This is a genomic window from Paenibacillus maysiensis (genome assembly GCF_000520815.1).
Classification (GTDB): Bacteria; Bacillota; Bacilli; order Paenibacillales; family Paenibacillaceae; genus Paenibacillus; species Paenibacillus maysiensis.
The window spans coordinates 26976-46420 of sequence record NZ_ASRY01000030.1 but is presented as its reverse complement, the minus strand read 5'-3'; the positions used below and the strand labels follow the sequence as shown (position 1 = coordinate 46420).

Below are 19445 nucleotides of genomic sequence, written 5' to 3'. Positions count from 1 at the left end.
CGCCAGCCGCCGAAATGGACGCAAGAGCAAGGAAGAAAACAGTCCAAAACCGGTCCGCTCCCGTGCTTCACGGCCCGCACCGGAATTAGTTCAAGTTGCTGCTGCACCGGAAGCTGCTGTGACCATGGAGGATGATGCTCCTGTCAGCGAGTACCGGACACGGGCAGAAATGTTTCCGTCCCGCCGTATCCGGGTGAGCAAGTTTTTTTTGAATTTTTTGAGTACACTTTTTGTGCTCATTACAGCAGCATTGCTGTGGTGGGGCATCAAAGGGGCACCGCCCATTAGTGAAATGCTCTGGTAATGATAAGCCTGTGTGATCGCTTGTGCTTACGCCAAAAGAGCCTCCTTACCCGCTTGTGACTTGCGGGAAATGGAGGCTCTTTTAGCAATCGTTCAGGATCGAAAATAGAAGTACCGAACACAAGGGGCTGTTAGCTGGCAGGGACCTCAATGCTTTGCGGATCGACAAATTGGTAACCCTTTTGCTCCAGACGAGTCAACAGACTATCCAACGCTTCTGCGGTCCAAGGTAGCTCATGCATCAAAATATTGCTGCCCGGATGTAATTGTTCTGTCACATTTTTGAGAAGTGCATCGGTTTTATTCGGCTGATTCTTTTTCATCGTCCAATCAAGCGAACCGACGGACCATGTCATGTACAAAAGTCCGTTTTCTTTGGCAACTTTGCGGCCGACATGCCCACCTGCGCCATGAGGAGGACGGAAGAACATCGGCGTTTGACCCGTTGTATTCTTAACAATTTTTTGCACCGATTCAATTTGTTTCTTCACTTCGGCCTCGGATTTGTTCTTTAGCACGATGTGATCCCAGCTATGGTTGCCAATGGGCTGCCCGCGGTCATGAATGAGTTTGAGTAGTTCAGGGTGCTCCTTCACGCGGTAACCGTTTACGAAGAAAATGGCCTTCGCCTTGTGCTTGTCCAGTATGTCAATGATTTTGTTGATCATGATCGCTTCCTTGGGACCGTCGTCAAAGGTCAGCAAAACAACCTTTTTCTCAGCCCCTTGCTGGTTAGGGGCCACGTTGTAAGCATTGTCCAAATGGTACGTTTTGTTAACGTTAGCCGTAGCCGTTGAATTTGTGGCCTCGTTGCTGTCGGCGACGGTCTTGCCAGTTTGCGGCGATGTTTGGACCGTTGAGTAGTTACCGTGATTACTGCCTGCTTGCTCACTGCTGTTGGTTGGAGAAGAAGCTACGCCCTGCCCTTTGTCTGTGTTGTCACTGGTATCAGACGTTGCCGAGGTCTGGTTATTGCTTGTGGCTGCCGATTCCGGCTTGGCCGCAGTACAAGCACTTAGCAGCAGACATGCGGTTAACAAAATGGCTGCTGTTTTTGTACCCATTAATTCATCTCACCTTCCTGTATTTATACCGTATGAGTTTGTCTCTGCTGACGAACACTATGCTTGATTCTACCACAAAGGGAGGTTCTAATTGTGAAAACATCTTCATTTTTCCTGGGAATCGTTTTGGGCGCAGTGGCGAGCACTATGATCTCCCGTAACCGCAGCATGTTAGGCTTATCTATGGACATGGATGGAAAAAAAGGCGGTAATCTGGTTCAAAAAGCCCGTACCAAAATGATGGACGCGGCGTTCCCCGGAATGGGTGATATTACGCTTAACAAGCAAGACACCCATAAGGATCACGATCACCGTTCCACAACAGATAAGACAGCTCATAGCACCCACACTGCCCAAAATAAAGAAGAAAATATGAAGCTGATTAAAGATTTTATCAGCACCAGTCCCGATGTTAAGCGTGAGGTCGAGCAAATCCTGAAAGAAACTCATACAGCCGTACCGGGTTTGTAACCCGGAACCTCTATTCCGAATCATTTTGCGGCTTTTTTGTAAAAGCCGTTCAAATGATTCTTTTTTTTATCATTTTTATTGCGTGCATTTACGATTATAAAATGATAACATGATTACATAGAACCATTTTCATCACAGGCACCATAAATGCATCATAATCTGTTAATAACACTCGGCTGCCAGGAGGAGGGTCCAGTATGAAAATAGAAAGATTAAGCCAGGACAAGATACGGATTTTCCTTACCTTTGACGATTTGAGCGAACGCGGTATTCAAAAAGACGACATGTGGCAAGAGATTCCAAGAGTCCATGAGCTGTTCACCGAAATGATGGATCAGGCATATAGTGAACTGGGCTTCGACGCCACGGGACCGTTAGCTGTCGAAGTATTTGCGCTTCCTGCTCAGGGCATGGTAGTTATCGTCACTCGGGGGAAATACGATCACCAGCAATATGGTTCAGGTCCCGATGATGAGCTTCCGGAGGAAGTCTACGAAATGGAAGTTACGCTGGAGCACAGCGATTCCATCGTCTACGCGTTTAGCGATTTCGAAGTACTCATAGAAGCGGCTCACATGCTCCGTAGCAACACTACGGATGCAGGTAAGCTGTATCATTATAGAGGAAAATGGATTCTGTATTTGGAACCGGAAGAAGTGGAAGAGCCCAAGCTTGCGGCCTTGATCGCGGTTCTTGCTGAATTTGGGGAAGGCTCATCCGTAACACCGGCAATGCTGGAGGAGTATGGCAAGCTGGTCATTCCTGAACAGGCGATTGACGTCATCTGCACTCATTTTGACAGCCGCTCTTAATGGGGCTTAAAGAAAAGTAATATCGAAGTGACTTTGTCGGCTCTGCGCTGAATGCAGGGCCGACTCATTTTTATGGAGGGATGATCGGTGCTTCTGTTTTCTGTTTTAGCGGCAGCAACTGCGCCGGGTCTCGCCTTATTAATGTATTTTTACTTGAAGGACAGATATGAATCTGAGCCGCTTCACATGGTTATCAAAGTGTTTTTGCTCGGCTTTTTGGCGGTACTGCCTGTAATGATTTTCCAACGTGGGCTGCTGCTTTGGCTGGGGGATCACACGTTAATTCAGGTGTTCGGCATTTCGGCCGGAGTGGAAGAGTTTTTCAAATGGTTTTTGCTGTATCACATTATATATAATCACACCGAGTTCGATGAACCTTATGACGGTATTTTGTATGCCGCTGCAATCTCCCTTGGATTTGCAACCGTTGAAAATCTGCTGTACGCATGGGCGGGCCACGCTTCTGTTAGTATGATGCTGATGAGATCATTGCTTCCGGTATCCGGTCATGCAATGTTTGGAGTCATGATGGGCTATTACATGGGGAAGGCCAAGTTTTCACAGGACTGGAAAAGCAAATATATGTTGCTTCTGTCCTTGGTGCTTCCGTGGTTCTGGCATGGAATATATGACCTGATTCTGACGACAATTTCGCATGACTGGATCTGGTTTATCATTCCTCTGATGGCATTTCTCTGGTATGGAGGGATGGCGAAAATCAGTCGGGCTAACAATCGGTCTCCATTTCGACTGTTCAAACGGGAAGAAAAGGTTAATATGTAACAAATTGGGGCACACTGATCTGACAAACCTGTTAGAGAAAGAGGTGTCTTTTTTTGCGTATTAAAGTGAGAATACATTGTAAAAGGTGTGGTGAACGTTTCGTGCTGAGAGGACAGATGGAGCAAGGGCGTGTTCAGACCGGCTTTAAGCGCTGTATCTGCGATAACTGTGAGTTTATTATCGAAGTTATGGAAAACCATGCATAAGAGAGCATTCTTCTTGTCACACTATCGGTAGTGTACTTGAAGAAAGGAGACTCCCAATATGTATAGACGACTTAGTGCCGTAATGTTTCCGATTGTTGCCCTGATTATGATAGGAGCATTTGTGTGGGGTTATCGGGAAAACCAGATGAGAAAAGAGGTATCTCTTCAGGCAAAAAGCATGTCGATTAAAGCGGAAAATCAATATCAGCGTGCGTTTCATGATTTGTCGTTTCGTATGGACCAGTTGCACTCCCAACTTGGTAACGCAGTTGCTGTCCATAATACTTCACACGCGATGCATCGCAAATGTTTGATGAACGTGTGGAGGATTACAAGTGAGGCACAAAATGATGTTAATCAGTTGCCTCTCAATGTAATGCCATTTAATCATGCTAAGGATTTGCTGTCGCATGTATCTGCATTTTCGTATCAGACTGCCGTACGTGATCTGGACCACGAGCCTTTGAACGAGAAAGAATTATCGAATCTGAAAAAGTTATACACTAATTCCAAAGAAATTTCGAAAAATATGCACGAAGTTCGGCAAAAAGTTATTAGCAAAAACTTGCGCTGGACGGATGTAGACATGGCGCCAGGCTCACAAACGGGTCCAAAGGATAACACCATTATTGATGGCTTCCAAACTGTGGACAAAAAGGTGGAGAGCTACAAGGAGCTGGATTGGGGACCATCCGTAGCTAGCATCTATGACAAGCGTTCTGTGAAGAAGCTGAGTCTTCCTGCTGTGAACGCGGAGCAAATTAAGCGGAGTGCGGCTGAATTTACCGGGAAACCGGAAAGCCAGATTCGTATCCATGAAAATGGTAAAGGAACGGAATGGGCATCTTATACAGCTACCCTGTATAACAAACAGAAGCCTGTACTCACCATGGATTATACCAAAAAAGGCGGCAAGCTTATTTCTTACCATGATATGAGAACGGTTGGGCCGAAAAAATCAACTCGCAATGAGGCGGTCCGCTATGCGAGTGAATATCTCCAACGTAAGGGATATCCGGGGATGAAGCCTGTTTCTTATGATGAAAGTGGAAATTTAGCCAACATCACATTCGCCACTCAAAAAGGGGATGTGATCATCTATCCAGAAAAAATTACAGTTAGATCCGGTCTCGATAACGGGCAAGTGATCGGTTTTCAATCGAGTGACTACGTGTACGAGCACAGCCGCCTCCGCCGTATTCCGAAGGCTAAACTGGATGTGAAGGCAGCAAGGGCGAAGCTGAACCCTGAGTTTCGTGAAACTTATCACCGGAAAGCACTGATTGAAAATGAACTGTCCAAAGAGGTTCTGTGCTACGAATTTGGTGGAAAAATCAACGGTTCCATTTACCGTATTTACATTAACGCTGATACGGGGATGGAAGAAACGATTGAGCTAGTTAAAGATTCGGACGAACCGGCTTCAGCAAGTCATGTTTAATTGTAAATAGGGTAAATACGTAAAAATGAACCATTAGTCACGCTAAACCTCCTTTATGAAGGAGGTTTTTTGTGCTTTTGACATAGGTACAACAAATATAATGTTAAAATGGGTATAAAGTCGTGGTATTATATACCTTATTACAGCTTTTAAATGGACAAGGATGGTGGGCGGTTTGTTTCCTAAAATTAATGATGTGCTATACATACAAGTGGCTGGTACCGATCATACGGACGAACATTTTGAATTTAAATCGCGTATTGCGGAAGAGGAGTCCCAGAACTTTCTGATAGAAGTACCCATGTCTCAAACGAGCGGTCATCTGAAAAAACTGTTTTTGGGAGAAGAACTGTCGATATTTTTTATGAGCGAGGGCGGGATAAAAAACTATTTCAATACCCACGTTATCGGCTTTAAAGAGGATGTGCTCCGGATGGTCCGCATTCACAAGCCTGCCCCAGACAGCATCAGTAAAATTCAGCGTCGAAATTTTCTACGGGTTCAGGCCAACCTGGAAATAGCGGTGAAGTATGGATCAAACGAATCAAGGTTTGTAGCTGAGACGCATGATGTCGGCGGTGGAGGCGTTTCTTTTCAGACTCAAGGCTCGCATCATCTGGAAGAAGGTGAATCATTGTCCTGCTGGATTCTGGTCCCTTATAAAAATGGAACTCAGGAGCATGTCCCGTTCCAATCCGAAATTGTACGTATTCAGCAAATGGAAAATGGTCGCAGGCTGATCATGCTGAAATATGAGAAAATTGCTGACCAGGAGCGTCAAAAACTGATTAAATATTGCTTTGAGCGTCAGTTGGAATTCAGGGGGAGATAGCAATCCTCCGAAGGTTTTCTTTTTTTGTTAACCTGCCGTTCATTTTGCATCAACTCTGAATGTGTGGTATAATTTTCACGTCGCAGGCAATGCCTGCTTTTTTCTTGAGGTTAGGTTAGGAGGAATTACCCGTTGGCAAGGCAGCATGGATCTTCAATTAATAAAATAAATGTAGCCATTGATGGACCTGCTGGTGCAGGGAAAAGTACGGTGGCCCGCTTGGTAGCGAAAGCACTTTCTTATGTTTATGTAGATACCGGAGCGATGTACCGGGCAGCAACGTGGTACATGATGCGCAGGGAAATTCCGGCGGAAAATGTACAAAAAGTGCTTCAATATGTGCCTGAGTTGGTGATTGAATTAGTACCGGACCCTACAGGCCAAAAGGTCTATTGTAACGGGGAAGATGTAACGACAGTGATTCGTTCGATGGAAGTGACAGGCAAGGTGTCACAGTATTCGAGTATTGCGGGGTTACGTTCGCGTTTGACTGAAAACCAGCGTGAAATGGCCGCACGTAAAGGTGTCGTTATGGATGGTCGCGATATTGGAACTACTGTGCTTCCTGATGCTGAAGTCAAGGTGTTTATGACCGCAAGTGTTCAGGAACGTGCCTCTCGCCGGTTTAAAGAACTGAGCGGAGCTGATGATATCACTCTGGAGCAGCTCGAACGTGACATTGCGGCGCGTGACAAGCTTGATGAGGAGAGGGAGGTATCCCCGCTTCGTTGCAGTGACGACGCTATCGTGCTGGATACGACCCATATGGGCATTCAGGATGTCGTCGATACTATTGTATCTTACTGCACCACGGCGAAGGATGGAGAGATCAGACAATGATATATGCTGTATGCGTCCGTATTTTGCGTCTCATATACCGCTTTCTGTTCAGACTTGAGGCGGTAGGCAGGGAAAATGTTCCTGCTGAGGGCGGAGTACTGTTGTGTTCTAATCATATTAGTAATCTGGACCCTCCTACAGTTGGCATTTTGCTGGATCGAAAGGTTCACTTTATGGCGAAAGCCGAGCTATTTAATACTCCTGTACTTGGTTCGTTGATCGACAAGCTGGGAGCTTTTCCGGTCAAACGCGGTGGTGTGAGCAAGGAATCCATTAAGCTGGCTTTGACCATTTTGCGTGATGGCAAGGTTATGGGGATCTTTCCCGAAGGTTCCAGAGGAGCCGGGGGAATCGGTAAAAAGGGTGCTGCCAGCTTTGCGCTGCGTAGTGGAGCGGCTGCCGTTCCGGTCGCCATTGTTGGTGATTACAAGCTTTTCTGTAAAACGAAAGTGATATACGGCAAACCTGTTAATTTGGATGCTTACCAAAAAGGTACCGTTATCGAAGGAGATCCGCTTGAGCTGGCAACAGAAGAGATTATGTCTCGTATTCGTACAATGCGAGAAACCGGCGAGCCTACGAATAACTGAAAGGCTTGCATGAATTGTGCCTAACCTCGGAAAGCTAGAACAGAAGTTTAACAATGTTTTGAACTCTGCCATGCGCAGGTTTAAATAAATGGTTTTTTTTGAATTGAGGAGGGTATTGACATGTCGGAAGAAATTAAAAATCAAGAAGCTGCTGAAGCGGCAAATCAAGACGAGCTCGAACAAATCGTTTCCCTGAAAAAAGGTGATACCGTTAAAGGTACAATCGTGAAATTGGAAGATAACCAAGCGGTAGTAAGCATTGGATATAAATACGATGGAATTATTCCAATTCGCGAGTTGTCTTCTGGTTTGGACAACGCAGAAGAAGCAGTACAAGTAGGCCAAGAGGTTGAAGCTAGAATTATTAGCATCGACGATGGCAAAGAAAAACTTGTCCTGTCCAAACGCGCAATCGACAGTGAAAATGCTTGGGAAAAGCTGGAGCAGCTGTTTGAAAGCAAAGAAGTATTTGAAGTGGTTGTTAATGATGTCGTTAAAGGCGGCATCGTTGTAGACGTGGGTCTGCGCGGATTTATCCCTGCATCCATGGTAGAACGCCATTTCGTTGAAGATTTCAGTGATTATAAAGGCCGCACATTGCGTGTTGTCGTGAAAGAGCTGGATCGTGAGAACAACAAAGTGATCCTTTCTCAAAAAGACGTTCTGGAAGCAGAATTTGAAGCCAACAAGCTTAAAGTAATGGCTGAGCTGAAAGAAGGACAAGAAATCGTGGGTACGGTTCAACGTCTCACTCAATTCGGTGCTTTCGTTGACGTAGGCGGCGTGGATGGTTTGGTTCACGTATCTGAAATTGCCTGGACTCATGTCGACAAGCCTTCCGATGCGGTTTCTGAAGGAGAACAAGTAAAAGTGAAAGTCCTGAAAGTGGACCCTGAAAAAGGAAAAATCAGCCTGAGCATGAAAGCTGCACAGCCTGGTCCTTGGGAATCTGCTGCTGGACAATTTAACAATGGTGACGTTGTAACAGGCGTTGTTAAACGTCTGGTTAACTTCGGTGCATTCGTTGAAATCGCTCCTGGCGTGGAAGGTTTGGTTCATATCTCCCAAATTTCCCACAAACACATCGGAACTCCACAAGAAGTTCTGGAAGAAGGACAAGAAGTTAAGGTTAAAGTTCTTGAAATGAGTCCTACTGAAAAACGTGTAAGCCTGAGCATTAAAGAAACTGAGGAAGCTCCAGAAGCTGCTCCAAGAGCAGAAAGAGCGCCACGTGCATCCCGCGCGCCTCGTGAGGAACTGAACAATCCTAACGTTTCTTTGAACAATTCTGGTCTGAGCATTACGCTTGGCGAACGTTTTGGCGATAAACTGAACAAATTTAAATGAGTTTGAATCAATACACTTTATAAGCATAACGTACACCATCGGCGGACCCAGAGGGTTCGCCGATTGTTGTTACGTGACAATATCGCTAACAGGCATGTTTTTTGCTATGATGATAGCGGAAGAATTGACAGGAGGAGTGAATTTATGGCAAGACCCGTTGTGGCTATTGTCGGTCGTCCGAATGTGGGTAAATCCACCATTTTTAATCGGATTATCGGGGATCGTTTATCCATAGTGGAAGATAAGCCCGGAATCACCCGTGACCGTATTTACGGTATATCGGAGTGGAACGGTAAATCCTTCAGTATTATTGATACTGGCGGCATTGAGATTGATGGAGAAGATGAAATCTTAAAATCCATCCGGATGCAAGCTGAACTGGCTATAGAAGAAGCAGATGTGATCGTATTTATGAGTGATGCGAAGGCAGGGATTACGCAATCTGATGAAGAGGTAGCCCAAATGCTGTATCGTTCGGGCAAGCCTGTTATTGTGGCTGTAAACAAGGTGGACAATCTGGAACGTGCGGATCTGATTTATGAGTTTTATTCCTATGGATTCGGCGACCCCATTGCCATTTCCGGTAGCCATGGCATAGGTATTGGTGACCTGTTAGATGCGATCACGTCCAATTTGCCTGAGCTGGAAGAGGACATTTATGATGAAGATGTTATCCGTGTTGCCTTGATCGGCCGCCCGAACGTAGGTAAATCCTCGCTCGTTAATGCCATTCTGGGAGAGGAACGGGTTATTGTTAGTGACATTGCAGGTACAACGCGTGATGCAATTGATACGCCTTTTGAAAAAGACGGTCAGAAGTATGTACTGATCGATACGGCGGGTATGCGTAAACGTGGTAAAGTATATGAGACAACAGAAAAATATAGTGTGATGCGTGCAATGCGTGCTATTGAGCGTGCAGATGTCGTGCTGGTCGTTATTAACGGCGAGGAAGGCATTATTGAGCAGGATAAGCACATTGCCGGTTATGCTTATGAAGCGGGTAAAGCCTCACTGTTTGTTGTGAACAAATGGGATGTCGTGGACAAGGACGATAAAACGATGCGCCAGTTTGAAACTAAAATTCGCGATCACTTTCTGTTCATGACCTATGCTCCGATTGTGTTCTTGTCTGCGAAAACAAAGCAGCGCTTGCAAAAGCTGCTCCCTGTTGTCCAGCATGTGGCGCAGCAGCATGTCTTGCGTATTCAGACGCATTTGCTGAACGATGTTATTTCCGATGCGGTTGCGATTAATCCTCCGCCAACTGACAAAGGACGGCGTCTGCGTATTAACTACGTGACTCAGGTCGCTGTTAAGCCGCCTACGATGGTTGTATTCGTCAATGATCCGGAAATGATGCACTTCTCTTACGAGCGTTATCTGGAGAACAAAATTCGCGCCGCCTTCAACTTTGAGGGAACTCCAATTCGTATCTTTACACGGCGCAAGTCTGACGAAAGTTAGGAGCGAATAGGTTGATTTTACAGATCATTGCCATCGTACTCAGTTACTTGCTTGGCTCTGTCAGCTTCAGTCTGCTGTATGGAAAATTAAAAGGAATCGATATTCGTCAGCATGGAAGTGGCAATGCCGGCGCGACGAATACGCTGCGCGTGCTAGGAAAAGGCCCTGCCATTCTGGTACTGCTGCTGGACGTACTTAAAGGGATTGTTGCGGTGCTGATAGGGCATTGGCTTGGCGGAAATTCATCCTGGTTACCGGGTTTGTGTGGCATTGCGGCGATTGCAGGCCATAACTGGCCGGTATATTTCCACTTTCGCGGAGGAAAAGGTATTGCTACCGCTATTGGTGTATTGGTCTCGATTGCCTTACCCCCCGCATTGTATGCCGGAATTATTGCGATTCTTGCAATCGTAATTACGCGCTATGTATCCCTTGGCTCGCTGATTTTTGTCATTTTGACACCTTGGATTTTACTGGTACTTGGTTATGCATGGCCGTTCTTCTGGACGGCTCTGGTCATTTGTGTGTTTGCTGTGTGGAGACACCGCACCAACATTGCCAAGCTGGTACGGGGGAAAGAAAACAAGCTTGGCTCCAAAGGAGGAGATCGTCTTGTCTGAGAAAATAGCTGTGCTGGTCGCGGGCAGTTGGGGAACAGCTCTGGCTTCCGTCCTTGCGGCCAATAACAACGATGTCTCTGTCTGGACGAGAAACGAACAGCAAGCTGCTGAAATTAATGAGAAGCATACGAATGACCATTATTTACCCGGCTCCATCCTGTCTGAACGGATTATGGCTACAACCGATATGGAAGTTGCGGTGTCTGGTGCTAAAGCAGTCGTGATCGTAGCTCCTTCCGCTGCTGCGCGTCAGGTAGCGCGTAGTCTGAAAGCATTCTTTACCAAGGATATGCTGATTGTCCATGCCATTAAAGGCTTTGAAACGGAAACACTCAAACGTATGTCCACGGTAATTTCAGAAGAGCTGGAGGTCGCGGAGGGTGATATTGCCGTGTTGTCCGGTCCGAGCCATGCGGAAGAAGTGGTGCGGAAATGCCCCACGACGGTTGTAGTAGCCTCGTCAAATGAGAAGGCTGCACAGGCTGCACAGGAGATGTTCATGAACTCCTATTTCCGCGTATATACGAACCGGGATTTGTTGGGTGTAGAGCTGTCCGGGGCGTTGAAGAACATTATCGCTTTGGGCGCGGGTATGTCGGACGGACTAGGCTTCGGAGATAATGCAAAAGCGGCTTTGCTGACCCGTGGGTTGGCAGAGATTACCCGTGCCGGAGTAGAAATGGGAGCCAATCCTTTGACCTTTGCCGGGCTTGCAGGCATCGGCGATTTGGTTGTTACCGCAACAAGCCGTCACAGCCGTAACTGGCGTGCAGGCTCGCTGCTTGGGCAGGGGCGAAAGCTTGATGATGTGCTAGAGTCTATGGGCATGGTGGTAGAAGGCATTCGGACGACAAAGGCAGCCTATGCGATCTCGCAAAAGCTGGGCGTTCAGATGCCTATTACGGAAGTGCTGTACGGGGTACTGTTTGAAGGGCGTGATGTCCGTAAGGCCGTCGAGGCGCTCATGGGTCGCGACCCGAAAACCGAAATGGAAGTCATGCCCTTGCAAACATGGGAACAATGGCATTCGTAAGGGCTTAGCTGCACATATAAAACTTACAAAAGGCTGTCTCGCAAGTAGATTTTATCTACGGTGGAGACAGCTTTTTTTCAGTTAGGCGTATGGCATGTCTTTTGTAAGCTTAATCACCTTTGGCCTCCATCATTCATACACTGAGTTGAGTAATGGCGGAGGAGGGGAGAATGTGAATAAAAACTTTCCGAAAGATGCGTTGAAGGCCATTAACAAAAAAGGTGGCAAAAACATATCTGAAAATGCGGTGAAAAAGCTGGCAGGCACCGTGAAGGCGGACACGCTTCAAAGTGAAGCGCAGTTGCGTCAACTGATAAAGCAGGTATCTGCGATGGCCAACATTCCGGTATCGGAAGATACAGTAAGGGATATTGTCGGTGCCGTCAAAAAGAGCGGAATGAATCCTTCCAATATGGAAGCGTTGATGAAGATGATGATGAAAAAATAAAAATTACAGTCGTTTACCGGCTGGTTGTATTCTCCGTGAACCGGACAGGTTCACGTTTTTTTATTATTCCAGCAGATTCTCGGCTGTTCTCTTATGCATAAAATGTCGAACTGCCATACGTAACATGTTATAATGGTGCCCAACAGGAAACGGGATGATGGACTGAAAGGGAGGAAACAATGTGAAGGAGGCTATATCTTCGCTGCGATTGAACAAGCTGCCTCACGAGCTGACAGCTGCGCTGAGCAGCTTGGCGGACACCTGGGCGTCTATTGCTGTTCCGTGGATGCTGGGAGGAAGCTGTTCGCTGCTTGTGCAGGAGGTTGAGCTGGATCGACTGCCCCGAGATATTGATATTTACGCAGATATTCACGCAGCGAAGCAGCTCCATGCGAAAGCACCGGGTGTAATGATCGACCGACAACAGGTAGATCGTAGTGGTTCGTACGTTTCATTGCTGAGCCATTATGAACTGGAGGGATTTCCAGTTGAGCTTGTGGGTGGTTTCGAGGTGCTGTGTGATGGAGCTTTATATCGATTGGAGGTCGAACGATTGCTGTGGTCGGCTGGAATCCGGCTTGATCTGGGGCGCTCTTCACTGCGCCTGATGCCACTCAGTCATGAGTTGTTATTTAATCTATTACGAAATCGATCCGACCGATATGAGGCGATAGCGGACGCCATGAAGCGGGATCCGCAGCGACATATAGTGGTGCTGAATCAACTGCTGATCAGCAACATTTGGACAGATGACCAACTGGCTAAGCTGCAAGAGCTTTTGCCTTGGCCCGAGTTGCATTACAGAAGCTGAAAGGCTGTAATTGGCAGGGTTGTGGTTGCTACAAGAATGGAGGACCGTTCATGGATGTGCAGATTACGTTTAAGCCGTCCGGCAGGCGCGTACAGGTCGGTCAAGGCACGACATTGCTCCAGGCCGCACGTAAAGCGAACGTGTATATTCCAACCCGTTGTGATGGAAAAGCGGCCTGTCTCATGTGCAAGGTGAATATTTCACAGGAATGGGCTGTACACGCAGGCCAGCCAAGTGATGCAGAGCGTCGCAAGCTGGGACCTCTGCTGGATGAAGGCATCCGCTTGTCCTGTCAGGCTCGCGCCCAGAGTGATGTTGAGGTGACGATACCGGAGGATAAGCTCAAGGCGGCTGTTCGGCGACAGCTTGAGCGTCAGGCGCAGGAAGACGAACTGTGGTAAAGCTTAAACTCAAAAGCCTAAACTCAAAGAATAAGAAACAAAGGATGTTATCCGACGACTATGAAGCTTATATCCCCAAGTGAACCCTCAAAAAAGTGTTCTCAAAATGGGTATGAGTTGCATAGAGAGTCAGAGAAACATCCTTTTTTTATTATAAATCTAGCGTCGAAGTCATGGGGAAACCCCGCTACGCATATATTAGGTGAGTGGACCCAAACGTAAAATATCGTTTTGCAGTAATCGCTGTGACGAACTCTATTTTTTTCAAAAACCTGAACATATTTTACGGAGGGGATACATATGATGGTATCAGTCCAAATGCATGTACGAGTTTACGCCGTTTCGCCGATTCCATCAGTCTCCTGAATCTCGGCGGCGGACGACTTCCGGGCATTTTAAAGGCTGTTCTGCCGCATCTGGGATCAAGCAGTTGGTTGAACACGAAGCGGATGCTCTTTAAGCATTTTTCCTTCGGAGACTTTTGAGGAGGGGATTTCATTGGAGAAAGTGGACATTTTTAAAGACATTGCCGAACGCACCGGAGGAGATATTTATCTTGGGGTCGTCGGCGCAGTCCGAACAGGTAAATCAACGTTTATCAAGCGGTTTATGGAGACAATTGTTCTGCCGAACATTACAAGTGAGGCGGACCGTGCCCGCGCCGTAGATGAGCTGCCACAAAGTGCGGCAGGGAAAACGATCATGACGACGGAGCCTAAATTCGTACCGAATAATGCTGTCCAGATCAAAGTAACGGAAGGACTGGATGTGAATGTCCGTCTGGTCGACTGTGTAGGATACGCAGTAGAGGGTGCGAAGGGGTACGAGGATGAAAATGGCCCGCGGATGATCTCCACGCCATGGTTTGAAGAACCGATTCCGTTTCAGGAAGCGGCGGAGATTGGCACTCGCAAGGTCATTCAGGAGCATTCGACGCTCGGTGTTGTCGTCACGACAGATGGCACGATTGCGGAAATCCCGCGTAGCTCTTATGTAGAGTCGGAAGAGCGAGTCATTGAGGAGTTGAAAGAAGTAGGCAAGCCGTTTGTGCTGGTCATCAATTCCACGCATCCGCGCAGTGATGAAACACTCCAGCTTCGCAGTGAGCTGGCTGCCAAGTACGATATACCAGTCATGACACTCAGCGCGGCGACTATGACAGAAGATGATGTTACAGGCGTACTTCGTGAAGTATTGTATGAATTTCCGGTGCATGAGGTGAATGTGAACCTACCGAGCTGGGTCATGGTTCTGAACGAAGAGCACTGGCTGCGTAGCAATTATGAAAATTCCGTTCGCGATACGGTTAAAGATATTCGACGCCTGCGTGATGTAGATCGAGTGGTTGGCCAGTTTATGGAATATGAATTCATCGACAGGGCCGGATTGAGCGGGATGAATATGGGGCAGGGTGTAGCTGAAATTGATCTGTATGCTCCCGATGAGCTGTATGACCAGATTTTGGTCGAAGTCGTAGGGGTAGAGATTCGCGGCAAGGATCATTTGCTGCAAATGATGCAGGATTTTGCCCATGCCAAACGGGAGTACGACCGCTTCGCCGAGGCGCTGGAAATGGTCAAGACAACGGGATATGGCATTGCCGCGCCGTCGTTGTCCGAGATGGCACTAGACGATCCACAGTTGATTCGTCAGGGTACAAGGTTTGGTGTGCGGCTCAAGGCAACAGCACCTTCCATACACATGATCCGTGTCGATGTGGAATCGGAATTTGCTCCGATTATCGGAACAGAGAAGCAAAGCGAGGAGCTTATGCGCTATCTGATGCAGGATTTTGAAAATGACCCGATCAAAATTTGGGAGTCGGATATTTTCGGACGCTCGCTGCATTCCATTGTGCGTGAAGGCATTCAGGGCAAGATTGCAATGATGCCGGACAACGCACGCTACAAACTTCAGGAAACGCTGGGCCGCATTATTAACGAAGGCTCAGGTGGTCTGATTGCCATCATCCTTTAAGCAAAAGTTAATGAAAATCGTGTAAGAAACAATAACGCAGAGAGCTATCCGCTCTTTGCGTTATTTTGATATGCAATTGTTGCATTTTGTCATATGAGATCGGAAAATATTTTTATATTCATAAAACCTATTTACATACTTGGTTTAACGCGATATATTAAGTATCAAATTTGAATCATTTTGTTGAATGAACGAGGGGGAAACGAAACATGAATACCCAAAAAAACAAGAAGCTAGGACTAGGAGCTATGATGCTGCTGGTGCTGGTTTTGCTGGTCACTGCATGTGGTGCGCCGAAAACAGAGAGCGGTGCTCAAGGGACAAGCAGTACAGGATTGAACACAACAGATGCCAAAACAGACAGCTTAAATTTAAAAGGCAAACGGGTTGCATTAATTATGGAGTTTAACACAGGCACGTTCTCTCAGCAGTATGTTCAGGGCGTGGAAGAGGAAGTTAAGAAATTTGGAGGCACGCTGACCAAGTTTGTAGCAGACAACGACAAGGCAAAAATGGCCTCCCTGCTTGATAGCGCGATTAACCAGCAGTTTGATGTCATATTGACGGATCATGGTGATGCGTTACTGGAAACAGGGTTGAAAAAAGCGGTTTCCCGCAATATCCCGGTTATCGTCTTCGATGCTGCGGTCAACGTTCCAGGGGCTGTCGTGTTTTCACAGGACGACCAAAGCATGGCCGAGCTGACGCTGGAGCAAATGAAAAAGGATATCGGTGGCAAAGGTAACATTGTAAAAGTGTGGGTTGCCGGATTTGCACCGATGGAGCGCCGTCAAGTTGCTTACGATAAGTTTTTGAAAGCCAACCCGGACATTAAAGAAATTGCAACTTTTGGCTCAGCTCAGAATCCAGCTTTGGACACCCAAGCCAAAATGGAGGCTGTGTTGAAACAATATCCTAAGGGTGAAATTACAGCGGTCTGGACTGCTTGGGATGAATTTGCTAAAGGGGCAGCACGCGCCATCCAGCAAGCTGGACGCACGGAAATTAAAGTCTACGGCATTGATATGAGTGACGAGGATCTGCAAATGATTCAGGACCCGAAAAATCCTTGGGTAGCTTCGGCGGCTGTAGATCCGACAGATATCGGACGTGTACAAGTGCGCTATGCATATCAGAAGCTGCACGGGGACAACCCGGAGGAGCAAGTGGTATTGAAGGCGGTATATGTGCAGCGCGAAGCATTGCCGGATAAGCAAATTTCCACATCCGAGCTGTCTCAATATGTAAAGGGATGGGGCCAAAGCGAGCAAGGCTACAAGGATTGGATGAAAGAATATGAAACGGCCAAATAAACTTTAGGATAAAGCACAAGGCGCGCTTCGGCGCGCTTTTATCATAAGCAGGCGTGAGGGAGGTACCATGAGTTCACAAGTGTATACACTGGAAATGAAGAAAATCAGCAAACAGTTTGCTGGTGTGGATGCGCTACGATCCGTGGATTTCACGGTGCATGGCGGCGAAATTCACGCTCTGCTGGGCGCAAACGGAGCAGGTAAAAGTACACTGATGAAAATTTTATCCGGCGCGTATCGTTCCGATCAGGGGAGCATTGTTGCAGGAGGCAAGGAACTGAGCATTGGTTCGCCGTGGGAGGCGAAGAGAGCGGGAATTCACTGTGTCTATCAGGAAATTGATTCAGCGCTTGTGCCGCAGCTGAGCGTCGCGGAGAACATTGTTCTGGATGATTTGTCTGCACCTGAAGGACGCTGGTGGACTGCGCCGGGTTCCATGCGCAAACGTGCGCGCGAGGCGTTGGAACGGCTGGAGGCCGATATTGACGTAAGGCAATACGTATCTGAGTTGACGTTGGCAGAAAAGCAGCTTGTGCTTATTGCGCGTATTTTGACACAGCAAGCGAATATGATCATCTTCGATGAGCCTACAGCGCCACTCAGTGAAGAAGAAACGCGGCGTTTATTCCGTACGATTCATACGCTCAAGGCAGAGGGCATTGCATGTATTCTTATCACCCACCGATTGCCAGAGGTCATTGAACACAGCGACCGTGTTACGGTGATGCGTGATGGAGAGCGAGTGTTCACCGGCCCATCCTCCGATTTGAATGTAGATGACATCGTTACGCATATGCTTGGTAAAACATTTGAGGAGGAATTTCCGAAAACGGATGCTTCTATCGGTGAAACGGTGCTGGAAGCCATAGGGCTTCACAAGGGATTACGAGTTCACGGTATCGATTTGGAGGTCAGACGCGGGGAAATCTTGTCTATCGTAGGTTTGGTCGGTGCGGGTAAAACGGAGCTCTCCCGGCTTCTTACAGGCGCGGATAAGCCCGATAAGGGGAAACTGGTCTTCAAAGGTCGTTCCATTCGTCTGAGAGAGCCTGCGGACGCGATCGTTCAGGGGATTGTGTCCATACCTGAGGAACGGCGCAAGCAAGGTGTATTCATCGAAGAGACGGTAGAACGAAACCTTAGTCTTCCGCTATTGGGCAAGTTGAGTGTACTTGGTTTTATTAGTCGTCGCAAAGAACGTACGAACGGTAGCGAAGTCGTTGCTTCCCTTGGCATTAAGACGCCATCTCTGCGCCAGAACGTTAAATATTTGAGTGGCGGGAATCAGCAAAAGGTTGCGATAGGTAAATGGCTGCATTCCGGGGCAGAAGTGTTTGTTTTTGACGAGCCGACCAAGGGTGTGGATATCGGAGCGAAAAGTGATATTTTCCGTATCATTGGTGAATTGGCTGCTCAGGGAAAAGCGGTCATCTATTTAACCTGTGAATTTGCTGAGGGTATCGGCATTGGTGATCGAATTGCAGTGATGTATGACGGGAAAATAATAAAGGAATTTGCGCGGGGCGAAGTGGAGCAGGAACAGCTTCTGTTGTATGCCAGCGGCGGTGAAGAGGTGCATTCATGAAAGAAAAATGGTTAAACGTCTCCTTTCGTTATGGGGCTGTAGTCGTAATTATGGGTGTGTTGGCGTTTTTTTCAGCCACATTGCCCTATTTCTGGACGTATGATAATTTGATGGACATTCTTGGCTCTATTGCGATTGTGACTTTTGTCGCAATTGGTGTGACATTGTCTCTCATCGTAGACGGTTTTGATCTTTCGGTCGGTGCTACGGTGTCTCTAACGACCGTCGTTTCGGCTTCGCTGATGGTCTGGTATGAGCAGCCTGTTGCGGTGGTTATTATCGTATCTTTGTTGATCGGAGCGGCTGTCGGGCTTCTGAATTCGTGGCTAATCATCAAGCTTCATATTCCGGATATGCTGGCCACCCTTGCGATTATGTACATTATAGATGGCACTCATGAAACTTATGCTCAGGGTTATACCATTTATAATCATATGCAGTTTCCTGATGGTAGCAAGGCACCAGGGGAAATATCTCCTGCTTTTCTTATTCTGGGACAAGGGAAGTGGCTGGGTATCCCGATTTCGGTTATTTTTCTGCTGTTAGCGGTAGCGGCAGTGCATATTTTCTTAACCTACACGAAGCATGGGCGTCAAATGTATGTGACTGGAGGGAATAAGGAAGCAGCAAGATTATCGGGTATACGCGTAAATAAGGTTCAAATGCTTGCTTATGTTGCTTCCGGTGTTTTTGCAGCCATTGCCGGGATTTTGTATGCTTCTCGTGTAGGTTCTGGTCAAATTGGTGCTGGCTCTCCTTTGCTTATGGAGGCGGTAGCGGCGGTTTTTGTCGGTTTTTCGGTCTTTGGAGCGGGTAAACCGAATGTCATGGGTACGTTTATCGGGGCGGTTCTGATCGGGGTATTGGTGAACGGCCTGACTATGATGAATGTGCCGTATTTTACCCATAAAATCGTTAAAGGAGTTGTGCTGGTGCTCGCGCTGGCCGTCACTTTTTATGTGCTAAACCGTCGCCGTACTTGAAATTGTCTGTGGACTGTATTACTATAAACCTTGTTCCACGCAAGAAGGGTGCCATAAAACGCCAGTTTCGGCGATATTGTCTCTATATTGCGGAGGTTAGGTATATTCTATGTATATT

The 19445-nt window shown here is 47.2% G+C and carries 21 protein-coding genes; 20 read left to right on the top strand and 1 reads right to left on the bottom strand.

All coding sequences use genetic code 11. The features are described 5' to 3' along the window. The coding region (locus tag L696_RS0102615; protein ID WP_025682266.1) for a hypothetical protein at window positions 1–304 on the top strand (304 nt) is incomplete at its 5' end. A gap of 130 nt (window positions 305–434) precedes the next feature. On the opposite strand, the gene L696_RS0102610 is transcribed toward L696_RS0102615, so the two are convergent. Continuing rightward, a complete protein-coding gene (locus L696_RS0102610) occupies window positions 435–1367 on the bottom strand; it encodes a polysaccharide deacetylase family protein (protein ID WP_025682265.1) in 933 nt (310 codons plus the stop codon). A 93-nt stretch (window positions 1368–1460) separates the two neighbouring features. Here L696_RS0102610 and L696_RS0102605 point away from each other — a divergent pair, with 93 nt between their 5' ends. The 19 genes from L696_RS0102605 to L696_RS0102510 all read left to right on the top strand — a co-directional run bounded on the left by L696_RS0102605 (window position 1461) and on the right by L696_RS0102510 (window position 19327). After that, window positions 1461–1838 carry a hypothetical protein gene (locus tag L696_RS0102605; protein WP_025682264.1) on the top strand — a complete coding sequence of 126 codons (378 nt, stop codon included), beginning with the start codon at window positions 1461–1463 and terminating at the stop codon, window positions 1836–1838. A gap of 197 nt (window positions 1839–2035) precedes the next feature. Beyond that, on the top strand, window positions 2036–2650 hold the full coding sequence (locus L696_RS0102600) for a genetic competence negative regulator (RefSeq protein WP_025682263.1): 615 nt from the start codon (window positions 2036–2038) through the stop codon (window positions 2648–2650). A gap of 87 nt (window positions 2651–2737) precedes the next feature. After that, window positions 2738–3433, top strand: a complete 696-nt coding sequence (gene prsW, locus L696_RS0102595) for a glutamic-type intramembrane protease PrsW (protein WP_025682262.1) — start codon at window positions 2738–2740, stop codon at window positions 3431–3433. A 264-nt stretch (window positions 3434–3697) separates the two neighbouring features. Next, window positions 3698–5080: a germination protein YpeB gene (gene ypeB, locus L696_RS0102590; protein ID WP_025682261.1), complete on the top strand. Its 1383-nt coding sequence runs from the start codon at window positions 3698–3700 to the stop codon at window positions 5078–5080. 175 nt (window positions 5081–5255) lie between these two features. Beyond that, on the top strand, window positions 5256–5912 hold the full coding sequence (locus L696_RS0102585) for a flagellar brake protein (protein ID WP_025682260.1): 657 nt from the start codon (window positions 5256–5258) through the stop codon (window positions 5910–5912). Between the two features lie 132 nt (window positions 5913–6044). Then, window positions 6045–6752, top strand: a complete 708-nt coding sequence (cmk, locus tag L696_RS0102580; RefSeq protein WP_025682259.1) for a (d)CMP kinase — start codon at window positions 6045–6047, stop codon at window positions 6750–6752. Then, complete coding sequence (locus L696_RS0102575) at window positions 6749–7342, top strand: lysophospholipid acyltransferase family protein (protein WP_025682258.1); 594 nt, start codon at window positions 6749–6751, stop codon at window positions 7340–7342. Before cmk ends, L696_RS0102575 begins: the two co-directional genes overlap by 4 nt. A 120-nt stretch (window positions 7343–7462) precedes the next feature. Beyond that, the gene (gene rpsA / locus L696_RS0102570) at window positions 7463–8689 is read left to right on the top strand and encodes a 30S ribosomal protein S1 (RefSeq protein WP_025682257.1); all 1227 of its coding nucleotides are present in this window, start codon (window positions 7463–7465) and stop codon (window positions 8687–8689) included. Between the two features lie 144 nt (window positions 8690–8833). Further along, window positions 8834–10156: a ribosome biogenesis GTPase Der gene (der, locus tag L696_RS0102565; RefSeq protein WP_025682256.1), complete on the top strand. Its 1323-nt coding sequence runs from the start codon at window positions 8834–8836 to the stop codon at window positions 10154–10156. A gap of 11 nt (window positions 10157–10167) precedes the next feature. Continuing rightward, window positions 10168–10776, top strand: a complete 609-nt coding sequence (gene plsY, locus L696_RS0102560; protein ID WP_025682255.1) for a glycerol-3-phosphate 1-O-acyltransferase PlsY — start codon at window positions 10168–10170, stop codon at window positions 10774–10776. Next, the gene (locus tag L696_RS0102555; RefSeq protein ID WP_025682254.1) at window positions 10769–11809 is read left to right on the top strand and encodes an NAD(P)H-dependent glycerol-3-phosphate dehydrogenase; all 1041 of its coding nucleotides are present in this window, start codon (window positions 10769–10771) and stop codon (window positions 11807–11809) included. Before plsY ends, L696_RS0102555 begins: the two co-directional genes overlap by 8 nt. A gap of 172 nt (window positions 11810–11981) precedes the next feature. After that, window positions 11982–12257: a stage VI sporulation protein F gene (locus tag L696_RS0102550; RefSeq protein ID WP_013310741.1), complete on the top strand. Its 276-nt coding sequence runs from the start codon at window positions 11982–11984 to the stop codon at window positions 12255–12257. A 181-nt stretch (window positions 12258–12438) separates the two neighbouring features. After that, complete coding sequence (locus tag L696_RS0102545) at window positions 12439–13068, top strand: hypothetical protein (protein WP_025682253.1); 630 nt, start codon at window positions 12439–12441, stop codon at window positions 13066–13068. Window positions 13069–13118: 50 nt separating this feature from the next. Further along, a complete protein-coding gene (locus L696_RS0102540) occupies window positions 13119–13469 on the top strand; it encodes a 2Fe-2S iron-sulfur cluster-binding protein (protein ID WP_025682252.1) in 351 nt (116 codons plus the stop codon). 206 nt (window positions 13470–13675) lie between these two features. Next, complete coding sequence (locus L696_RS0102530) at window positions 13676–13954, top strand: hypothetical protein (protein WP_025682251.1); 279 nt, start codon at window positions 13676–13678, stop codon at window positions 13952–13954. Window positions 13955–13967: 13 nt separating this feature from the next. Further along, entirely contained in the window at window positions 13968–15446 is a 1479-nt protein-coding gene (spoIVA, locus tag L696_RS0102525; protein ID WP_023989182.1) for a stage IV sporulation protein A, read from the top strand. Window positions 15447–15655: 209 nt separating this feature from the next. Further along, window positions 15656–16759: a sugar ABC transporter substrate-binding protein gene (locus tag L696_RS0102520; protein ID WP_025682250.1), complete on the top strand. Its 1104-nt coding sequence runs from the start codon at window positions 15656–15658 to the stop codon at window positions 16757–16759. A gap of 67 nt (window positions 16760–16826) precedes the next feature. Continuing rightward, window positions 16827–18344, top strand: a complete 1518-nt coding sequence (locus L696_RS0102515; protein WP_025682249.1) for a sugar ABC transporter ATP-binding protein — start codon at window positions 16827–16829, stop codon at window positions 18342–18344. Further along, complete coding sequence (locus L696_RS0102510; protein WP_025682248.1) at window positions 18341–19327, top strand: ABC transporter permease; 987 nt, start codon at window positions 18341–18343, stop codon at window positions 19325–19327. Before L696_RS0102515 ends, L696_RS0102510 begins: the two co-directional genes overlap by 4 nt. Window positions 19328–19445: the final 118 nt, after the last annotated feature.